General features: G+C 32.6%; 20 protein-coding genes. 5 read left to right on the plus strand and 15 right to left on the minus strand.

All coding sequences use genetic code 11. The features are described 5' to 3' along the window. Window positions 1-21: 21 nt before the first annotated feature. The 3 genes from ACFVRR_RS13005 to ACFVRR_RS13015 all read right to left on the minus strand — a co-directional run bounded on the left by ACFVRR_RS13005 (window position 22) and on the right by ACFVRR_RS13015 (window position 3,518). Window positions 22-609, minus strand: a complete 588-nt coding sequence (locus ACFVRR_RS13005; RefSeq protein WP_056472373.1) for a fatty acid metabolism transcriptional regulator FadR — start codon at window positions 607-609, stop codon at window positions 22-24. Between the two features lie 266 nt (window positions 610-875). Then, a complete protein-coding gene (locus ACFVRR_RS13010; protein WP_387329001.1) occupies window positions 876-2,582 on the minus strand; it encodes an AMP-binding protein in 1,707 nt (568 codons plus the stop codon). Between the two features lie 126 nt (window positions 2,583-2,708). Continuing rightward, window positions 2,709-3,518, minus strand: coding sequence for a sugar nucleotide-binding protein (locus tag ACFVRR_RS13015; protein WP_387329004.1), 810 nt, complete (start codon window positions 3,516-3,518; stop codon window positions 2,709-2,711). A 154-nt stretch (window positions 3,519-3,672) separates the two neighbouring features. On the opposite strand from ACFVRR_RS13015, the gene dat reads away from it, so the two are divergent. From dat to ACFVRR_RS13030, 3 genes are all read left to right on the plus strand, one after another. After that, window positions 3,673-4,557, plus strand: coding sequence for a D-amino-acid transaminase (dat, locus tag ACFVRR_RS13020; RefSeq protein ID WP_387329006.1), 885 nt, complete (start codon window positions 3,673-3,675; stop codon window positions 4,555-4,557). Window positions 4,558-4,626: 69 nt separating this feature from the next. Next, window positions 4,627-4,866, plus strand: a complete 240-nt coding sequence (locus ACFVRR_RS13025; protein WP_387329009.1) for a hypothetical protein — start codon at window positions 4,627-4,629, stop codon at window positions 4,864-4,866. Window positions 4,867-5,196: 330 nt separating this feature from the next. Beyond that, window positions 5,197-6,033 carry an SGNH/GDSL hydrolase family protein gene (locus ACFVRR_RS13030; protein WP_387329011.1) on the plus strand — a complete coding sequence of 279 codons (837 nt, stop codon included), beginning with the start codon at window positions 5,197-5,199 and terminating at the stop codon, window positions 6,031-6,033. A gap of 56 nt (window positions 6,034-6,089) precedes the next feature. Here the strand turns inward: ACFVRR_RS13030 and ACFVRR_RS13035 are convergent, their stop codons facing one another. The 6 genes from ACFVRR_RS13035 to ACFVRR_RS13060 all read right to left on the minus strand — a co-directional run bounded on the left by ACFVRR_RS13035 (window position 6,090) and on the right by ACFVRR_RS13060 (window position 11,184). Next, window positions 6,090-7,319: an ABC transporter permease gene (locus tag ACFVRR_RS13035; protein WP_387329014.1), complete on the minus strand. Its 1,230-nt coding sequence runs from the start codon at window positions 7,317-7,319 to the stop codon at window positions 6,090-6,092. Beyond that, entirely contained in the window at window positions 7,320-8,204 is an 885-nt protein-coding gene (locus ACFVRR_RS13040; RefSeq protein ID WP_335479214.1) for an ABC transporter ATP-binding protein, read from the minus strand. Between the two features lie 330 nt (window positions 8,205-8,534). Beyond that, window positions 8,535-8,936 (minus strand): DUF350 domain-containing protein, encoded by a 402-nt coding sequence (locus ACFVRR_RS13045; RefSeq protein WP_069034569.1) that lies wholly within the window; start codon window positions 8,934-8,936, stop codon window positions 8,535-8,537. A 23-nt stretch (window positions 8,937-8,959) separates the two neighbouring features. Then, entirely contained in the window at window positions 8,960-10,204 is a 1,245-nt protein-coding gene (locus ACFVRR_RS13050) for a glutathionylspermidine synthase family protein (RefSeq protein ID WP_387329019.1), read from the minus strand. Between the two features lie 2 nt (window positions 10,205-10,206). Next, window positions 10,207-10,563, minus strand: coding sequence for a hypothetical protein (locus tag ACFVRR_RS13055; protein WP_387329022.1), 357 nt, complete (start codon window positions 10,561-10,563; stop codon window positions 10,207-10,209). A 114-nt stretch (window positions 10,564-10,677) separates the two neighbouring features. Next, on the minus strand, window positions 10,678-11,184 hold the full coding sequence (locus tag ACFVRR_RS13060) for a hypothetical protein (protein WP_098566235.1): 507 nt from the start codon (window positions 11,182-11,184) through the stop codon (window positions 10,678-10,680). A 94-nt stretch (window positions 11,185-11,278) separates the two neighbouring features. Between ACFVRR_RS13060 and ACFVRR_RS13065 the strand changes: the two genes are divergently transcribed. Then, complete coding sequence (locus ACFVRR_RS13065) at window positions 11,279-11,719, plus strand: hypothetical protein (RefSeq protein ID WP_097978363.1); 441 nt, start codon at window positions 11,279-11,281, stop codon at window positions 11,717-11,719. A 32-nt stretch (window positions 11,720-11,751) separates the two neighbouring features. On the opposite strand, the gene ACFVRR_RS13070 is transcribed toward ACFVRR_RS13065, so the two are convergent. From ACFVRR_RS13070 to zapA, 6 genes are all read right to left on the minus strand, one after another. Beyond that, window positions 11,752-12,207, minus strand: coding sequence for a GNAT family N-acetyltransferase (locus ACFVRR_RS13070; RefSeq protein ID WP_387329027.1), 456 nt, complete (start codon window positions 12,205-12,207; stop codon window positions 11,752-11,754). Between the two features lie 9 nt (window positions 12,208-12,216). Further along, window positions 12,217-13,086, minus strand: a complete 870-nt coding sequence (locus ACFVRR_RS13075) for an alpha/beta hydrolase fold domain-containing protein (RefSeq protein ID WP_387329030.1) — start codon at window positions 13,084-13,086, stop codon at window positions 12,217-12,219. Between the two features lie 229 nt (window positions 13,087-13,315). Continuing rightward, a complete protein-coding gene (locus ACFVRR_RS13080; RefSeq protein WP_387329032.1) occupies window positions 13,316-15,670 on the minus strand; it encodes an endonuclease MutS2 in 2,355 nt (784 codons plus the stop codon). A 17-nt stretch (window positions 15,671-15,687) separates the two neighbouring features. Continuing rightward, the gene (polX, locus tag ACFVRR_RS13085; RefSeq protein WP_387329035.1) at window positions 15,688-17,412 is read right to left on the minus strand and encodes a DNA polymerase/3'-5' exonuclease PolX; all 1,725 of its coding nucleotides are present in this window, start codon (window positions 17,410-17,412) and stop codon (window positions 15,688-15,690) included. Window positions 17,413-17,461: 49 nt separating this feature from the next. Beyond that, window positions 17,462-17,989: a CvpA family protein gene (locus ACFVRR_RS13090; RefSeq protein WP_097978358.1), complete on the minus strand. Its 528-nt coding sequence runs from the start codon at window positions 17,987-17,989 to the stop codon at window positions 17,462-17,464. Beyond that, entirely contained in the window at window positions 17,982-18,272 is a 291-nt protein-coding gene (gene zapA / locus ACFVRR_RS13095; RefSeq protein WP_056472333.1) for a cell division protein ZapA, read from the minus strand. Before zapA ends, ACFVRR_RS13090 begins: the two co-directional genes overlap by 8 nt. Window positions 18,273-18,369: 97 nt before the next feature. Between zapA and rnhC the strand changes: the two genes are divergently transcribed. Next, window positions 18,370-19,302, plus strand: a complete 933-nt coding sequence (gene rnhC / locus ACFVRR_RS13100) for a ribonuclease HIII (RefSeq protein WP_387329040.1) — start codon at window positions 18,370-18,372, stop codon at window positions 19,300-19,302. Window positions 19,303-19,327 lie beyond the last annotated feature (25 nt).

Genomic DNA, 19,327 nt, shown 5'->3' on the forward strand with positions numbered 1-19,327 from the left:
TTTTCAAAATGTACTAGAACGTTAATTTTGGTACCCGCATCCTCTTATTAAAAGTTGGTGAACTTTATCGGCTTTTGACTCTAAATCTTGTTTTTGACCGGTCATTACCCAATGGGTCATCACTTCATCAATTGTGCCGAAGATCATTTGTCTAGCTGTACGAATATCCAATTGTTTGTCGAACAAACCACTATTAATTCCTTCATTTAAAATTGAATCAATGATATGTAGATACTCTTTTAGTACCTCATTTATTCTTAATCTCAGGTCAATATTAGTTTGTCTTACTTCCAATTGCATAACGATTGCTAAATGAGAATCTTTAGACATTTCATAAAAGTGAGTTTTTACCAACATTAATAATTTCGATATCGCGTCCGGTTTACCTTCAATTTTTTCACGAATTTTTTCAGTAAAATTTCCCATCTTCTCTTCAAACAGTGAAATTAAGATGGATTCTTTATTTTTAAAATACAAATAAATTGTTCCGTCAGCTACACCAGCCTGTTTTGCAATTTTAGAAACCTGCGCTTGATGGTAACCATTTTCAGCAATTACAACAACTGCAGCATCAATTATTTGTTTATATTTTGGTTTATCTCTTTTCATTTTTTAATTACCCCTTCTTACAGTGAATGAATAATCATTCATATTCTCATAATACAAATTTATCAGAAAATTGTCAATTGTCCTGTAATATTTTTATGTATAAAATTTCTTTACAAAAGCTTTTAATATACTATTTAATCTTTGTACTTTCATTCAATTTTATCAGTTTTCTTTTCTAATCAATCTTTAAATTTATTTTAGCATAGTATTTTGATAACAGTTCGTAAATAAAGAGGGATGCTTATATGATCATCCCCCTTATATTATTAAATTAAATTTTCATCAGAATCCTCAGGTTGCGTATTCTTTTGTTTTTCTTCTTCTAGTAATGTTCTTCTTAAGATTTTACCAATCATTGTTTTAGGTAATTCATTCCTAAATTCATAAATTCTTGGAACCTTATAAGCTGCTAAATATTTCCGACAAAAATCATCTAATTCAGCCTCAGTCACTGATTTTCCTTCTTTTAATACAATATAAGCTTTCACTGTTTCTCCACGATATGCATCAGGAATACCAACTATAACTGCTTCTTTAATCGCCTCGTGTTCATATAATACTTCCTCAATATCTCTAGGGTAAACGTTAAACCCTCCTGCATTGATCATATCTTTTTTACGGTCAACGATATAAAAGAAGCCTTCTTCATCCATATAGCCTAAATCACCTGTATATAACCAGCCATTTTTTAACGTCGTTGCAGTTTCCTCTGGTCGATTCCAATACCCCTTCATTACTTGTGGTCCTGAAACGATTAATTCACCAATTTCACGATAAGGTAATTCTTCGTCAGTTTCTAGAGATACTATTTTAGCATCTGTACTTGGCCAAGGAACTCCAATGCTACCCGTGACTCGCTTATCCCATAGGAAATTACTATGTGTAACTGGAGAAGCTTCTGATAACCCATAGCCCTCTACTAATTTTCCACCTGTTACCTTTTCAAATTGATCTTGAACTTCAACAGGTAGCGCTGCAGACCCACTTAAGCAAGCATGAATACATGAGATATCGTTATTCTTTAAATCAGGATGATTTAATAATGCAATATACATTGTTGGTGCACCCGGGAACAATGTAGGTCGATATTTATTGATCGCCTGAAGCATTTGAGTTGCATCAAATCTAGGAACGATAATCATTTCATACGCACACATGATTGATAAATTCATACATGTCGTCATTCCATATACATGAAAAAATGGTAAGACAGTCAAAATCTTTTCTTGGCCCTTCTGACTTTTATATAACCATTTCTCTGCCATTAACGTATTTGATGCTAAATTTTTATGTGTAAGCATGACACCTTTAGGAAATCCAGTTGTTCCTCCAGTATATTGAAGGATTGCTACATCTTCTACACTACTATTTGAGAGATCCTGTTCAATCGGTGCAGATATTTGCATAATAAAACTAAATTGATGAATCGAGTGATCATTAGGAAGCTCAGGTGCCTTTGGCTGTTTTGAATATGGATATAACAGCTTTTTAAAAAATGGTAAATAGTCCTTAATCCCAGTAACAAAAATATGTTGTAGATTAGTAGATTTTTTTACTTCATACACTCTATTAATTAATAAATCTAAACAAATAATAGCTGTCGCACCACTATCATTCATTTGATATTCAAGCTCACGTTCTGTATATAGCGGATTTGTTTGGACGATAATTGCTTCTGCAAAAAGAATCCCATAATAAGCAATCACTGCTTGAGGGCAATTAGGAAGCATAATTGCAACTCGGTCGCCTTTTTTAATTCCTAAATTCCTTAAAAAATTGGCGAATCTTAAAGACTGAATATAAATTTCATTAAACGTCATCGATTTCCCAAGGAAATTAAGCGCTTTCTTAGCTGGATATTTTGAAGCTGTTTGCTTTAAATATGTTGGTAATAAATTAAACTGTTCGTCTAATGTAGCTGGTATTTGCTCTGGATACTGACTCACCCAAGGCTTTACTCTTGGTTCCTCCATACCATTCACCACCAGTATTTTAAAAGTATGTTCATACTAAAATTAGTATATGTTACAAATTTCAGCTATACAATCAAAATATTAAGAATATTTAATCACTGGTGGATTTTGAATATTTTTTGGAATTTAATGAACTAATTGATCAATTACTTCATCGCTATCATAGTAAAAATTAGGTGACATATCGGTGCGATTAGTCAATAATCCAAAATTGTATTCATCAAAGTTTTCTAAAGTGAGAGATTTGACTTTTCCATCATTTGATAAACTTTTTACAAGTTTAAAAATAAATGAGTATTGCGAGTCAATATTAGTTGTTGCAAGGTGAAATATCCCTTTTAAATCATTTTCAATAATTTTTCTTACTTGCTTAGCAATTCCTGTATCAATTGCATGATTTAAAAAAATATTATCATATGCGTCAATTTCTTGACCCTTTTCTATTTTATCTTTTATTTCATTTAGTCTTGGTGATTGTTTTCCCCAAACCATTGGCAATCTTAATACGATCCCATTATCGCCAATCTCATTCTTAATTAATTCTTCACATTTTATTTTAAATTGTCCATAATCTGATTCGGCAACAGGAAGATCGTTTTCAGCGTGATGCTTTGAAACTTCTCCATCAAAAACATTTGTTGTAGAACAAAATAAAAATTTCGTTGAAGTTGATTTTAATTTTTCAACTATTTTAGAATGCGCCTCAAATTGAACATTAAAATCTCCACGTAAACAAGAAACAATTACATCTGGGCAAATATGGTCAATCCACGTCAAAATTTTCTCTGAATCATTAATATCCCATTGTAATTGATGATCATTTTTCAAATCTAATTTTGTTTGATTAAACGTTCCATAAACGTCATAATCAAGAGAAAATTCTTTTATTAAAGCCTTCCCAACTAGTCCGCTAGCACCTAAAATTAATAATTTCATTGTCTCTCTCCTTTTTACAAAATATTTAATAAACTTGTGATATATTGAATGTATCATAATAAACAGTGTTTACAAAGGTCATAAATTTAAAGTCCATACTATTTGAAAACGTTAAATCAAACAGACTTAAATGATAATAGGGAGTGGGGTTCATATGAAAGCAAAGGTTCTTTTAAACAACCGTATTGTCGATTTAAAATCTGCAAATGTAAATATTTTAGATCGGGGTTATCAATTCGGAGATGGCGTTTATGAGGTTATTCGTTTTTTCAATAAGTCATATTTTGAACTCGATGCACATTTAATTCGCTTGAAGGAAAGCTGTGAAAAAATATTAATTCCTTTTAAAATGCACCTAAAAAAGCTTGAAAGTGATTTAGTTTATTTAATGAATACTTGCGATTACGATAATGGATATGTTTATATCCAAATTAGTAGGGGTGTAATGAACCGCAATCATATTTACCAAGACGAAGCTAATTTAAAGCCACAACTGATTGCATATACAGTAAGAGAAGATCATAGACCATTACAGCAGATGGAAAAAGGAATAACTGCTTTCATAACGAATGATATTCGATGGCTTCGCTGTGATATAAAAAGTTTAAACTTATTAGGTAGTGTTTTAGTAAAAAATGAGGCTTACGCTAAAGGAGCAAAAGAAGCCATTTTGCATAGAGATGGGATCATTACAGAAGGATCAGCAACAAATGTTTTTATCGTAAAAAACTCTACTCTATTCACTCATCCTGCCAATCACTTAATTCTAAATGGCATTACCCGAAAAGTGGTACTTGAAATTGCAAAAAAAGAAAAACTCGAAGTAAAAGAGATTCCTTTCTCAATTGATGAACTTTTAAATGCAGATGAAGCTTTTACAACAGCATCCGTTTCCGACATCCTACCTGTTACTTCAGTTTTAATTGATGAAAAATCCTATTCTATCGGTTTAGGAAAGCGTGGAGACATAACAAAGAGAATTCAAGATTCATACACTAATTTAATTGATAAAATACCGCAGGATCAGTCAACTAACTAGACTGCATTATATAGCAGTATAAAACCGCATCAAAATATAGTGGTTTACCTTAGTGAGGAGTGACTTGATTTGGCAATTGTTATAGCAATGTTGATCGCCTTATTTGGCGCAGTTCTTGCTCTCGAATTTACTATAGGCCAATCTAGAAAACGAAAATATATCATATGGGGTATCGCAAATATGGTAGCCATTGGACCATTTTTCTCATTTGCCATTGGAATTACGTACGCTATTATCGAAGGAGATGGCTGGGCAGCGTATTGTGGGTATTGTATCCATTCATATTTCTTATTGGTCTCATTCAGTTAATTATAGGGATCTTCATAAAAAAAGCTCCGATAATAATATTTATAAGCACCATTAGTTACTGAAAAGTATAGCCTGTATCTTAGACTGAATATAAGTTACAGGCTTTTTTTTGTTTTCCTAAGATCGAAGAGCAACTTTCTTTTAATAAACATTTTTTACAATTGATTTAAAGTTTTGTTAAGTTGATTTTATTTGTATAAATGTAATATAGAATAATTTTTATATATAAAATGTTACATACTGCAAAATCCTGTACTGTCATTGTAATTTCATTTTTAGTAAATAGGCTTTACATGTTTATGAAGTAAATATGTAAAAAGGGTGATTGCTATGGCAAGATTAACATCGTATGTAAAACGTATTTTTAATTCATTATTTACAAATATAGCTGAGGCAAAAGGAAAAAAAATAACCGGTTACAAATCAAAAATATGGATTAGTTACGGAGATAGTATCACTTCGTCTAACGGATGGCAGCCTGCTGTTGCGGAAAAGTTAGGCTTGACGCATGTTAATAGAGGGATTGGCGGGACAACTGTAGCTGAAAATGGTTCGATTGCCTGGATTGATAAGAATGGAAATTACAAAGGTCAACCACCTAAACCACAGCCAAATGGAACGACAGAAATTTTATCAAGTATGTGTAACAGTCAAAGGATCAATGCTACGATTCCACTTAATACTCAACTTTTAACAATAATGGGTGGAACAAATGACTTTGGTAGAGGTATTCCTTTAGGAAAAGGGTTCCCAACAAATGAACGACCCAATTTAGACGATTCTACATTTATCGGTGCTTTGTGTTCAATGATTGAAAAAATACAAACAAGGTTACCAAATTGTAGGATTATTCTTATGACGCCTGTACCTAGATATCACAACGGAAAATATGAAGATAAAAATAAAGCCGGTTATTTAACATCTGATTATGCTAGAGCTGTTAAAGAAGTAGCTTCCTTTTACGCATTGCCATGCATCGACCTATACTCTACTGTTGGGTGGAATAGAATGAATGGTGAATTTTATTTAATTGATAGTATGCATCCAAATAAAACTAGAGGATATAAACGTGTTTCAGAGATTGTAATTGGAGAATTAGAAGTTCTACAGCAGGATGCTAAAAGTAGTATAGTAGAAGAGGATCATAATCATACAACAGAAAATTAAACAATAAAAAAATAGATCTCAGGGAGTCAGCAATTTGACCTATGAGATCTATTTTTTTATTGTCTTTTTAATAATCTAACTACATCTTTCCACTTTACTTTTTCACTGTAATACATTACCCCATTAACATAAATACGGCTAGCAACACGAGTTAATATCATTATTGAAACGATTAAAATTAATATACTAGCACTTATTTCTATAAAATTCATTTCTCCACTTACAAATCTAGAAAATGCTACAAGTGGAGCAAAAAATGGAATATATGAGCTAATTTGAACAAATGTACCACCTGGATTTACTAATGCATTAATACTAATAAAGAATGCCGCTACGACTAAAATAGTAATTGGCATCAGAACCATTTGAAGCTCTTCTGTTCTTGAAACAACTGATCCAATTGCAGCGTAAAGTAAACCATAAAGTAAATAACCTAATAAGAAATAAACTACGAATGCAATGATGGTTGTTGTATCTAATGCCTCTAAATCTATTTTCATTCCGAAAAAAGATATCGCATTCGTATTAACCCAGCCTAATAGATTGGCAAAAAGAAATCCTATTCCTAATACAATTAATTGTGCACAAGCTACAAAAAATACCGCAATGACTCTCCCGTATAAAGTCACGACAGGACTTACTTTTGGTAGTAATACTTCCATTACCCTAGAAGACTTCTCAGCAACAATTCCTGTTGCAATTGAGTTTCCATAAATTAATAGAAACATATACAATAAGAAACCGAAAAAGTAAGCAATTCCGAATGTCGCCATAGGATTTTTTAGAACATTTTCATTTACTTCTACTTTTTGCAATAACTTAGTTGCAGATTCAGGCGATAGCTTTAAATCTTGGGCAGTTTTATTTAAGTAATTTTGCTGCAAAGACATATTTACGACTGAAAGCACTTCACTATTTGAAAACTTTTTATACGTATATTGAATTGAAGGAACATTGTTCTTTTCGGAAAGAATAAGCAGTCCATCTTTTGAACCATCTTCAATTTGATTTTTTAAATCTTTTTCTTTCGATGCATCGCTCTGCTCGATCTTTGCAGATTTAATCGTTTTGTTTAAACTAGCAAGATCTACCGAATAATTTTTCGAATTATCGATTAAAGCAATTTTATCTTTATCCTTATTACTTTTTTCTGTACCAGCAAAATATTTTTGTACTCCAAATAATCCAACGACTAATACAAATAAAATAACACTCATAATCATCGTTGCTCTCGCCAAAAGACCTTCACGTAAATGAAATAAAAAGACCGTACTAAACTTCTTCATTTATTTCGCCCTCTCTATAAAGATATCATTTAGTGTAGGTTCTAATAATTGGAACTTCTTTATAGAACCCAATTCTGACTTAATACGATTTAAAATCGTAAAAGCCTCCTCATCACTTTTTACCTTTACGTAAATTCCTAATTGCTTTTGTTCATAACTTACATTATTGGAATCTAGTATTTGTTTAATCGATGTTATATCTTCTAAAATTAAATTTCTATACCCATAGTCTTCTTTTAAGCTATTTAAACTACCTTCTGCGACTACATTACCGTTCTTAAGTATACAAACATGCTCACAAAAAGCCTCCACTTGATCCATACGGTGGCTTGATAATATGACCGTTTTCCCTTTCTGAATTTGTTCGGTAATAATTGAAGCCATTAACTCCGCATTAACTGGATCTAGTCCACTAAATGGCTCATCTAAAATAATCAACTCAGGGTTATGTAATAAAGTTACAATTAGTTGAATTTTTTGTTGGTTACCTTTTGAAAGCTCCCCTGCCTTTTTATTTCGGTAATGTGGTATTTCTAGACGGTCTAGCCAATATGTTATTGCTACATCAACCTCTTTATTAGACATCCCTTCTAATTTCCCGAAATATTTAAGCTGATCAACAACTTTGCTTTTGGTAAATAATCCTCTTTCTTCTGGTAAATACCCTACCTTAACTTTATCGGATTTAAATGGGCTCCCTTTCCAAGTTATTTCTCCTTTTGTAGGTGTAAGAAGACCTAATAACATTTTTATGGTGGTCGTTTTACCTGCCCCATTTCTACCTAATAAACCTAATACTCTTCCTGTAGGCAAAGTCAATGACAATTCGTTAACGGCAATAGTATCTCCAAAATTTTTAGAAAGCTGTTTTATTTCTAAAGTCAACGCTCTTCCCCCTTTGAAGTTTAAATGTAATTCATATACATTAAGCATACATTTTAAAGAATTTTAATTAAAGGTAACTATCTTAATTAGTTTATCAGTTTATTTAACTTGATTAGACTAAAGACAGAAACGAAAAAATGAGAATACCATTCTAGCATTCTCATTTCAATGTGTTAACAAAGTTCTAAAAACCAGATTTTCAGACTGATTGAAAGCGCTTGTCTTTCGAGGCGCGAAGCCTGATGAGGAGCGGAGTTACCCTAGACGGTAATGAGCACCGCGCAGGCAGGCGAAGCAACGAAGAAAGCGAGCGTTTGGCGGGCAGTCTGATTAATATGAAATACTACCTGAAATTAATAAACCTACTGTTACACTTAAAGTAAACAATAAAGCAGCTACTGCAATATTTCCTTCTTCTACCTTTTTAGCAAATGAAATTTTCGGAAATAATACAAATTCTGCAATCCAATATGTAACCATTTGAGCGATAATACCAACTAAGCTCCAAATAATGAAATCACCATAGTTAACTGAATACTTTGCTGCTGACATAATAACAATGGCTAAGCCTACTAATTTTCCCGCTAATTTCAGTGCAACGGCAATATTACCGTCCTCTAAAATTAATTTTTGTTCACTCATCTTAGTGGTAAAAGTAAAAGCTAAAAATCCAATAAATAAAAGAATAAGTCCTGATCCTAAATACATTAAAGTACTAACAATACTATCCATTTATCTTCTCATCCCCTCATTAATTAATTTTTTTCTTCAACGATTCCTATTGGTAAAAAACAACTTTCGTTTCCGGTAATAATATTCCCAGCACGTACACCAATTGCGCCGTATTCTTCTTTAATTAAAAAACTACCTATTAATACATGTAAATCTAGCATTCCATCAGGAGTCATAACCCTTTTCATAGGTAAAGGTGAATATTGTTGAAACACCATAACTTGATCTTGATAGTTATTTTGTTTACTTTGTTGACGGTTTTCTCCGTTAATAATCTTAATTGAATCTCCTTCACGGCCAAATGCAGGTTTCTCAACATATGGAAGATTGTTTTCTATAAAGAAATCTGGCTCTAAAAATGTTTGCAGAAAATGTTTTCTAATTGCATCATGTTCTTCTACAGTAAAAACATCTGATTGCTCTATATGTAAATTCCAAATTAATGCTTGAACAGCCTTGGACTGTAGTAAGAATGAAGATAATGGATTAAAAATAATCAATTTCCCTTCTTTTACAAGTTCTAATAGTGCCAGGCCAATTTTTGTTCCATCTGAAGATTGATCAAGCTCTAGATGTTCAATTGGATAGGTTTGTCGGTAAAGAATGTGTATTCGTTCCCCTTTAGGTGTATAAAGTCCATCGTTTTCAATAATCTGTAAATCTTCTAGCGCTATTAATTGACTCTTGCCATTGTATAGGGATTGGATATATTTAGCTGTCTTCCAATCTTCTTCATGATCACCATGAGCTGTAAAAACAATAATTGGTTTATCTAACCCTTTTATGCTTTTGTTAACAACATGATTTATGACATAAGAAAGTTTCATTTCACTATCAGCATTAGGATTCTTCAAGTTAAAATAATCCGTAATGTAACCATTGACATGATGGGTCTCCATAATAAAAGTAGGGGTGTCACTATTGCATTCATAATGTTTCCAACCATCTTTTGTACGAACAAGGTCAATTCTTCTAATGATTCCTTCACTTTCAATCGTTTTATGACGTAAAAAAGGTACGATTTCCTTTGAATAACCAAGCATATAAAAAATATCATCTGGTAATTGTCTCATTAACCGAGCAGTCTTATCATAGATTTTACCAATTTGTTCCGTAATTGAATGAATTTCATCAACTTCACTTTCAGTCAATGGATAATAGTCTAATAAAGCATAATATGAATCTTGTAAATCCGCCCAAAAATCCGGAAGTTCTTGATATACTTCTTTACGTTTTCGTCTGTGATTCTGTAAATTCGCATTATCCATTATTAACCACCAAATCCTCCAGATGAACCTTTTCCAAAACCACTTTTACTTGAAGATGAAGTATGCCCTGCATATTTACTAGAAGATTTGTAGCTCTTATAAGAACTACTTGCATGAAGTGCCGTTCTTGTAGGATAAAATATTCCGCCATGATAATAACTATGGTAGTAATGACTAGTGCTATCATCACAAACCCAAACACCTTCGTCATCATCAAACTCCCAATCACGGCAATCTTCATTTTTCGGTTTATCTGGTCGGTCAGCATTTTGAGAACCACAGCCGGCTAATGCACTTACTGCTAAGCCACTCGTTAATGCGATACTAACTTTTTTCATTAATAATGATGTTTTTGACATTGGGATCTCCTTTCGAGTATTGAAAATTATTCTATTCTATACTAAACTAATCCCTTTCAGAAAGTATATAGAAATTAGCTTGAACTATCCCACTTACTCTCGTTATCTTTTAAACTAACCTCCAAATCCCCCAGAAACTCCACTGCCAAAACCACTTTTTTTAACTGAGGAATTTGTACTTTTAATCATGCCTGAGGATTTGTATTGATTAAAATCATTGTTGCTATATAACATATTTTTTGTTGCAAAGAATGAGCCTAAAAAGAAAAAATTACGGTAAAATGAGCTTGAAGTATCATCACAAATCCAAATATTATCTTCATAGTCAAATTCCCAATCACTACAATTTTCATCATCAGGCATTTCCGTATCTGTGTACGCAAAATCTATTTCGTCACTATCAGTATAATCAGTCTCATCAATACTATCTTCAGTCGTCGTCCCCTCATCAACCTCATTTACTTGCTTTGTATTTTCATAGACCGGTTGACTTGATTCATAAGAATTATCAGTTGTCTCAATCGACTCTGGTTCAGATCCACACCCGGTTAATGAACTTATTACGATACCACTTGTTAAGGCAATACTCACTTTTTTCATTAATTTTGATGTTTTTGACATTGTATTCTCCTAATTCAATATATAAATACATACATTTCTATCCTAAACTGTGTTATATACTAATGTATATACAATTATTAAAGGAGTTTGAACAATGTTTAATACAGACAACATCTTTGTTCTTGAATATCGATTACTTGATGGAGAATTTACACGACCTATTTACCATTTTCCATTTTTATCAAAGGTCCAAATCTTTACAAGAAGATATTGCGATTACTTTATTTTAAATGGTTTCGTTTACGAGAATAGAGGCTCTTATATCGAGGAAGATCGATATGTAATTGAAGTAATTGAATCTGACATGGAAAATACTCCTTTTTACCATTTAACCAGACCGTTAGGCATTGAAATTAGAGATGTCGATACTTTTGATGAAATTCATTTCTATGAGAGTGGAGATGAATTGGATCTACTTTCTTGGCTTCAATCAACTTATATAACAATAAATCATCAAATTTACGAGCAAACTTCAAATGAAGTTGATCAAGACCGTAATACTTACGTGATGTATGTCAAACGGTATATTGAATAAAAATAAGCTACCTAAGCCTTAGGTAGCTTTTTTTACAAATATTGTTCTAGCTTGATTAAATCCTTACACTGTATGCCATTTTCCCATATTTCTTCATCATAATTATCAATAAAGAAATCATGAAAAACAGTACTGATTTGAAATCCGCAATTTTTATATAATGCTAATTGGTATGTACTTGAGTTACCGGTACAGATCGAAATTTTCGAATAACCAAGTTTTTTAGATTCATTAATTCCATAGTGGATTAAATTCTTTCCAAATCCTTGTCCTTGGAAGGTCGGATCAATTGCAATATTTTTAATTTCAACCTCTTCACTTGAATTTTCCATTAATACTAATACACCGACGAGTATTTTTTGTTCTAGTACTTCATAAATATTACTCTTTTGAATATATTTATCTACCATTTCTTTTGATGGATCAGCTAGTAATAATAGATTCCAATGCTCTTTCGTTAGAAATAGAATTTTATTTATATGATTCATTGATACTCCTTACTTTTTTAATCTTGCCTTTAAATAATTTATCGTATCATTGGTAGATTTTTGTACCGAAAGATTTGTAAATCCATGATTTCCATTTTTTAGTGCAATTAACGTAACCATTTTTGGACTTTTTTTAGCAAATCGCTTAGATTGACTGAACGGAACAAGCTTATCTCCTGTTCCATGTACGATAAAGATTGGGACTTTTGTCATTTCTACATATTGAATAGGACTCATTCGATTATACTCATCTGTCATTTGATCAACAGTACTATTCATATATTTATCTACAATTTCTGAACTTCTTGAAGAAGGAGATTGATTCATCGTCGTTAAGTCTGAAATTGGATACCAAGCAATAATATATTTTATTTTGTTTTGTATATCAGGCTGAAGACCAGTTAATAAGGCTAAGTGTCCACCAGCAGAAGCTCCAGCGATCCCAATTTGATTGCGATCAATTCCTAATTCAGTTGAATTTCTGTAAATAAAGTCGATTGCTGTTTTTACGTCACGAACTGGAAAGTTATATGAATAATTTTCTTTTGAATAAAGTGTGTAGTCTATACTAATTGCTGTATATCCATCTTTTACTATTTCATTAAAAATCGTACTCCAACGTTTATTTAACGCTTTGCTTCCATATCTCCAAGAACCGCCATGAACAAATATCAACGTCGGCGATGGACCATGAGAATTTTTTGATCGGTATATATCAAAGGTTTGTGGAACTTGGGCAGGATTTGTGTAACGTACATCTCTTTGCACAATAATATCTTTATTTACATCATTTATCTTCTTTTGGTGTTTATGTTGAAAACCATTAAATCCAACAAAGACAATTACAAAGATGACTAATGCTAAAATGATTTTCTTCAAGCCAATTCACCTTTCTAAAAAAAAGAGACTAACTCAGGTTATGTCTTCTAGGTTCATCTTTATGTAAGATTTTTGAACGTCTACATAAATTAATAGAAATACACTAATGATGCTAGTCTCAATTACTTTATTTAATAACTGTTACATACAAAATTCCCCAAATTAAAAATACTGCACAAACCGCAAATAATATTTTTGCCAACTTTTCCATCTTAGAACCCCTATTACCTTATTTTAAATCGACAACAGTAACACCAATTCCGCCCTCGGAGGCTGCTCCATATCGATAGGATTTTACTGATCTGTGTTTTTTTAAGTATTCCTGTACCCCTTGTCTCAGTGCACCAGTTCCTTTTCCATGAATGATATTAATTCTTGGATAACCGGCTAATAATGCATCATCGATATATTTTTCAACACGAATTAGTGCATCTTCATATCTTTCACCTCTAAGATCCAGCTCAAGATTAACATGAAAATCCTTACCTTTTACAGAGGTAACAGTTCGTTCTTTTACTTCTTTAGGTGAACTAATATATTCAATATCTTTTTCTTTAACTTTCATCTTAATAATACCGAGTTGAACTTGCCATTCCCCTTCACTAACTTGATCAAGTAGTGTCCCTTTTTGGTTAAAACTAATTACTTTTACTTCGTCACCTTCACGAAGCTTTCTTTGTTTCTTCGGAGCGGCTTGAGGAATTGTTTTCTTTGGAGCATAAGGAATTGCCCCTTCTAAACGAGTTCTTGCCTCAATTAATTCATGATCTTTAATAGAAGCTAATTGGTTATTCTTTAACGATCTTAGCTCTTTAATAATTTCCTCAGCTTCTTGTTGTGCAACTCTGACACGCTTTTTCGCTTCTTCCTGTGCTCCACGATATAATTCATCACGGTGCTCATAAAATTCCATCATTTGCTTTTGTAAGTCTTTGAATACACGCTCTGATTCTTTACGGAAATCTTCTGCTTCTTTCCATTCTGTTTCTGCACCTTTTCTACTCGTTTCTAAAGATGCAATCATATTTTCAACTTCATTACTTTCTTCACTTACATGATTTCTTGCTTTTTCAATTACACGATTTGAAAGTCCAAGTCTTCTAGAAATCTCAAATGCATTACTTCTACCTGGAACACCAATTAATAGTCGATAAGTCGGACTTAATGTTTCGACATCAAATTCAACACTAGCATTCATAACGTGCTCTCGATTGTAACTATATGCTTTTAATTCAGGATAATGCGTTGTAGCTACTACTCTTGCACCGTATTCACTGACCTCATCTAAAATTGAGATTGCTAAAGCTGCACCTTCCTGCGGGTCAGTTCCAGCTCCTAATTCATCAAATAATACAAGACTACTATGATTAACATGTTTTAAAATATCTACAATATTCACCATATGAGAAGAGAATGTACTTAAGCTTTGTTCGATTGATTGTTCATCCCCAATATCGGCGAAAATTTGCTCAAACACACAGATTTCTGAACCGTCTAGTGCAGGAATTTGTAGACCAGATTGTGCCATTAAAACACAAATACCAATCGTTTTTAAAGTAACCGTCTTCCCCCCCGTATTTGGACCTGTAATGACAATCGTAGTAAAATCTTTACCTAATTCAATATCATTAGCTACTACTATATCCCTTGGAATTAGAGGATGACGTGCTTTTTTTAATTTAAAATATCGATCGTTATTTAAAATTGGTTTACTTGCCTTAATTGAATGCGAATAGTTAGCTTTTGCAAATAAGAAATCCATTTCAGCTAAAATTTCAACATTTTGCAATAAATCCGCTGATGCCTCAGCTACTTGACCCGTTAATGCCATTAAAATTTTCTCAATTTCTTGCTCTTCTTTAACCTTTGCTTCTTGTAAACTATTGTTTAATGTAACGACAGCTTGTGGCTCAATAAATAATGTCTGACCAGAAGAAGATTGATCATGAACAATACCACCATAAACATGTCGATATTCTTGTTTTACTGGTATAACGAAACGATCATTACGAATCGTTACGATTGAATCTGATAACATTTTTTGTGCATTTGTACCTCTAGTTAGATTCTCTAATTTTTCACGAATTCGAGCTTCAGCTGTTCGAACTTGTCCACGAATTGTTCGAAGCGTCACACTAGCGTCATCTAAAACTTCTCCATTATCACCAATAGCAGCCTTTATATTTTTATCTAATTCTAATAAAGGAATAATTTGCTCACTTAATGATTCTAAGTATGGAATTTCTACTTCACTCTCAATTAAGCCCTCAATAAATCGAATCATTTGACGCCCAGCATATGTAACACCCGAAATCGCAATTAGCTCAGAAGGAGACAGCATTCCACCAATATCTGCTCTTTTTACTTGCATTCTAATATCTGATAATCCACCAAGAGGTACATTTCCTCGCAGACGAATAACTTTCACAGCTTCGTCGGTTGATTCATGTAGTTCTACAACTTCATCATAACTAGTACTTGGTAATAGGTTTTTTATACGTTCCTTACCTAGTGAAGATGAAGCGTGTTTAAGTAATTGTTCTTTTATTTTATCGTACTCTAAAACTCTTAACGTACGTTGCATACCCCGTCGGAACCTCCTTACACTCGATTACGTTTCCTTTCAATCAAACTTAAAAGTTCGTGTAATTCAAATGTATTTACAATATTTTCTCTTTTTAACCATGCTTTCTTGGCCGCACTAACCCCAACAGTCATATGCTCTAGCATATCAATGTTATGTGCATCAGTATTAATTGATAGCATCACACCAGCTTCCGCAGCCATCATTAACATTTCTTTATTTAAATCTAATCGATTTGGATTTGCATTTAATTCTAAAATTGTACCTGTTTCTTTTGCTACAGAAATTAATTCTTCAGCATTTACTTTGTACCCAGCTCTTCTGCCAATTTTTCGTCCTGTTGGGTGGCCAATCATGCTAACAAATGGATTTCTCATTGCATTTTTCAAACGCATCATGATTGTCTCTTCATCTTGACTAAAGCTAGAATGAATTGATGCAATAACAAAATCAAGTGAACGTAAAACATCATCTTCATAATCTAACGTTCCATCAGGTAAAATATCCATTTCTACCCCATGTAGAATTGTAAAATCAGTGTATTTTTCATTAACACGCAAAATTTCTTCTTTTTGTTTCCATAAGCGCTCAGGAGTTAAACCGTTCGCAACCTTTAAATATTGTGAATGGTCTGTGATGACAATATATTTATACCCCTTAGCACGACATGCATCTGCCATTTCTTCGATTGAATAGCCACCATCACTCCAAGTAGAGTGCATATGTAAATCAGATTTCATATCTTCTAAACGAATTAATGGGTAATCGTTTGTAAAAGTTGAAACTTCCTTTCCATCCTCTCGAATTTCAGGTGGAAAACAAGGTAAATTAAAGTGAGCATAAAAATCTTCTTCATTTTCAAATGTTAAAACTTCTCCAGTATTAACGTTCTCAACACCGTACTCACTAATTTTTTCATCACGTTCTTTAGCCAATTGACGCATAGCTACATTATGATCCTTAGAACCAGTAAAATGATGTAGCGTTGTAGCAAACTCCTTAGGTTGAATAATTCGGAAGTCAACTGAAATCTCATATTCAACACCTTTTAAAACAAGAGAAACTTTTGTATCCCCTTGTGCAATTATTCGAACGATTTCCGGCATCGAAAGTAATTGTTCTTTAATGCTTTCCGGTTTATTTGATGCAACAATGAAGTCTAAATCTTTAACTGTTTCACGTACTCTTCGTAAGCTTCCTGCTCTTGAATACTTTTCAACATCCTTCATTCCTGCTAAATAAGCTTCAATTTTATCAGCAATCGGTAATACATCTGCTAGTGGCAAGCGTTCAGGCTGCTTACCAAACTCCTCGATTGATTCTAAAATATTTTTCTCTGTCTTTTTACCGAATCCAGCTAACCCTTGTAACTTACCATTTAAGCATGCTTCTTTTAACTGCTCCATGCTCTCAATTTGTAATGACTGATAAAGCTTAGCTACTTTTTTCCCACCTAATCCTGGTAGTCTAAGTAAAGGTAGTAAAGTTTTCGGCAATGACTCTTGTAGTTCTTCCAATACCGTACTTTTACCAGTTTCGATATATTCTAAAATGACTGCAGAAGTCCCTTTTCCGATTCCTTTTATAGCAGTAAAATCGTCGATTTGCTCAAGACTTCTTTCATCAGTTTCTAATGCATTTGCCGCTTTACGAAATGCTGATATTTTAAAAGCATTCTCACCTTTTAGTTCTAAATAAGTAGCAATTTGTTCTAACAGTTTAATTAACTCTTTTTTGTGCATTTTAAGTCACCTACTTAACATAGAAATTATTTTTTCACTAAAAACTCGATTAAAGTATTTCAGAACTAGAAAATCCGTTCCATAATTCCATTAATTGATTAGATATAAATGGTGTATGTTGAACCATAAAATACGCAATATTTGATTTATGTAATAAAACATGAAGCGTATCGATTGGTACGATTAACGCTATAAAAAGCGCCAAAACGGAAAATAAATAAACCTCTATAAAGCCAAAAATACCACCTAATAAGGAGTTCATCTGCTTTAAAACAGGTAATTGGAAAACACCATTTAATAACGAACCTATAAATGAAATAACTAACCTTGTCCCAATAAATAGCAAAGCAAAAGCTATAATTTCATACACAAACTGCTCTGCATTTACGACCTGACCACCGCTTATATGAATTGGAAATATTTTTTTAAGCGAAGTAGCGGTCTGCTCATAATAATGATAAGCTAGGTATATGGAAAGTAAAAAACCTAGTAATCGTACAAGGCTGCTAATAAATCCTCTTTTCCAACCTGTCAAAATTCCTAAACTAAAAATAATAAGTATAATTAAATCAATCATTCTCTTTCTGCTCACTTTTCGTTTGTTTTTCTAATAATTTTTCGAGCATTTCAGCTCTTTCTTTTAATTTTACATAATCACTTACAATATTTATTGCTGTCAATACAGCTAATTTATTAGTATCTAATAAAGGATTCTTTTTATTTATTTCTTTCATTTTATCATCTACAATTGAGGCAACATGGCGAATATGATCTGTTGACTCGTCACCAGTAATTGCATAATGTTGCCCATAAATAGTTACATTTAGTTTTTGTTTCGATGAAGAATTGGACAACTTCATACCTCCATTCAGCTATAAACATTCTAACCTTAACTATAACATGAAATTCAATACAATCAAAAGTATTGGAAAATATCCATTTATAAAGGAGAAATTTATGTCAAACACTGTATTAACAGTTTCTGAGGATACTCTCTTAAAGATGAAAACACACTACCAAAGTAGCCTTCAATCAAAAGTACCACAAGGTGGAGTATTTATGGCCAAACCAAGTGGCTGTACAATCACTGCATATAAATCTGGTAAAGTAATGTTTCAAGGCTCAAATTGTAATGCTGAAGTAAGTAAATGGCAAGGCAAATCGGCTAGCCAAACGACTAAAAAGGTAAACCCTACAAATACGAATTCAACTTTACCAAAAAACTTTTCAAGTCTTGCAGTAATAGGTAGTGATGAAGTTGGTACAGGCGACTACTTTGGACCAATGACAGTAGTAGCTTCCTTTGTAGAACCAAGTCAATTCGAATTATTAAAAGAATTAGGAGTAAAAGATTCCAAAGAACTAACTGACGATGCCATATGTAGCATTGCAAAAAAAATTGTTCATGTCGTAACCTACAGCCTCTTAGTACTACATAATGAGAAATACAATGCTATGCAAGAAAAAGGCTATAATATGAACAAACTAAAGGCTCTTTTACATAACCAAGCAATTCGAAATACTATTTCGAAATTGGAAGATAAAAAATATGATGCAATCTTAATTGATCAATTTACTCCTCCAAATCTGTACTACGGATATTTAAAAGGAACAAAAGAAGTTATTCGAGATAAAGTTCAATTTGCTACTAAAGCAGAAGGTTTGCATCTCTCAGTTGCAGTTTCTTCTATCTTAGCCCGCTATGCTTTCCTACAACAAATGGATCAATTAAGTGAAAAAGCTGGCATGACCTTACCAAAAGGTGCCGGAGCAAAAGTTGATCAAGCCGCTGCAAAACTAATTAAATCAAAAGGTTTTGAAGCTTTAAGAAGTTTAACGAAACTACATTTTGCTAATACCGAAAAGGCATTAAAAATTGCTAAAAAATGATATTCCTAAAGTGCATTCTAAAGGA

Source organism: Gottfriedia sp. NPDC057948, assembly GCF_042887255.1.
In the GTDB taxonomy this organism is placed as follows: Bacteria; Bacillota; Bacilli; order Bacillales; family Bacillaceae_G; genus Gottfriedia.

Bases quoted from the DNA above. Each gene is read 5' to 3' on its own strand.
- ACFVRR_RS13005 (WP_056472373.1), bottom strand. From the start codon at position 609: ATGAAAAGAGATAAACCAAAATATAAACAAATAATTGATGCTGCAGTT.
- ACFVRR_RS13010 (WP_387329001.1), bottom strand. From the start codon at position 2,582: ATGGAGGAACCAAGAGTAAAGCCTTGGGTGAGTCAGTATCCAGAGCAA.
- ACFVRR_RS13015 (WP_387329004.1), bottom strand. From the start codon at position 3,518: ATGAAATTATTAATTTTAGGTGCTAGCGGACTAGTTGGGAAGGCTTTA.
- dat (WP_387329006.1), top strand. From the start codon at position 3,673: ATGAAAGCAAAGGTTCTTTTAAACAACCGTATTGTCGATTTAAAATCT.
- ACFVRR_RS13030 (WP_387329011.1), top strand. From the start codon at position 5,197: ATGGCAAGATTAACATCGTATGTAAAACGTATTTTTAATTCATTATTT.
- ACFVRR_RS13035 (WP_387329014.1), bottom strand. From the start codon at position 7,319: ATGAAGAAGTTTAGTACGGTCTTTTTATTTCATTTACGTGAAGGTCTT.
- ACFVRR_RS13045 (WP_069034569.1), bottom strand. From the start codon at position 8,936: ATGGATAGTATTGTTAGTACTTTAATGTATTTAGGATCAGGACTTATT.
- ACFVRR_RS13050 (WP_387329019.1), bottom strand. From the start codon at position 10,204: ATGGATAATGCGAATTTACAGAATCACAGACGAAAACGTAAAGAAGTA.
- ACFVRR_RS13055 (WP_387329022.1), bottom strand. From the start codon at position 10,563: ATGTCAAAAACATCATTATTAATGAAAAAAGTTAGTATCGCATTAACG.
- ACFVRR_RS13060 (WP_098566235.1), bottom strand. From the start codon at position 11,184: ATGTCAAAAACATCAAAATTAATGAAAAAAGTGAGTATTGCCTTAACA.
- ACFVRR_RS13065 (WP_097978363.1), top strand. From the start codon at position 11,279: ATGTTTAATACAGACAACATCTTTGTTCTTGAATATCGATTACTTGAT.
- ACFVRR_RS13070 (WP_387329027.1), bottom strand. From the start codon at position 12,207: ATGAATCATATAAATAAAATTCTATTTCTAACGAAAGAGCATTGGAAT.
- ACFVRR_RS13080 (WP_387329032.1), bottom strand. From the start codon at position 15,670: ATGCAACGTACGTTAAGAGTTTTAGAGTACGATAAAATAAAAGAACAA.
- polX (WP_387329035.1), bottom strand. From the start codon at position 17,412: ATGCACAAAAAAGAGTTAATTAAACTGTTAGAACAAATTGCTACTTAT.
- ACFVRR_RS13090 (WP_097978358.1), bottom strand. From the start codon at position 17,989: ATGATTGATTTAATTATACTTATTATTTTTAGTTTAGGAATTTTGACA.
- zapA (WP_056472333.1), bottom strand. From the start codon at position 18,272: ATGAAGTTGTCCAATTCTTCATCGAAACAAAAACTAAATGTAACTATT.
- rnhC (WP_387329040.1), top strand. From the start codon at position 18,370: ATGTCAAACACTGTATTAACAGTTTCTGAGGATACTCTCTTAAAGATG.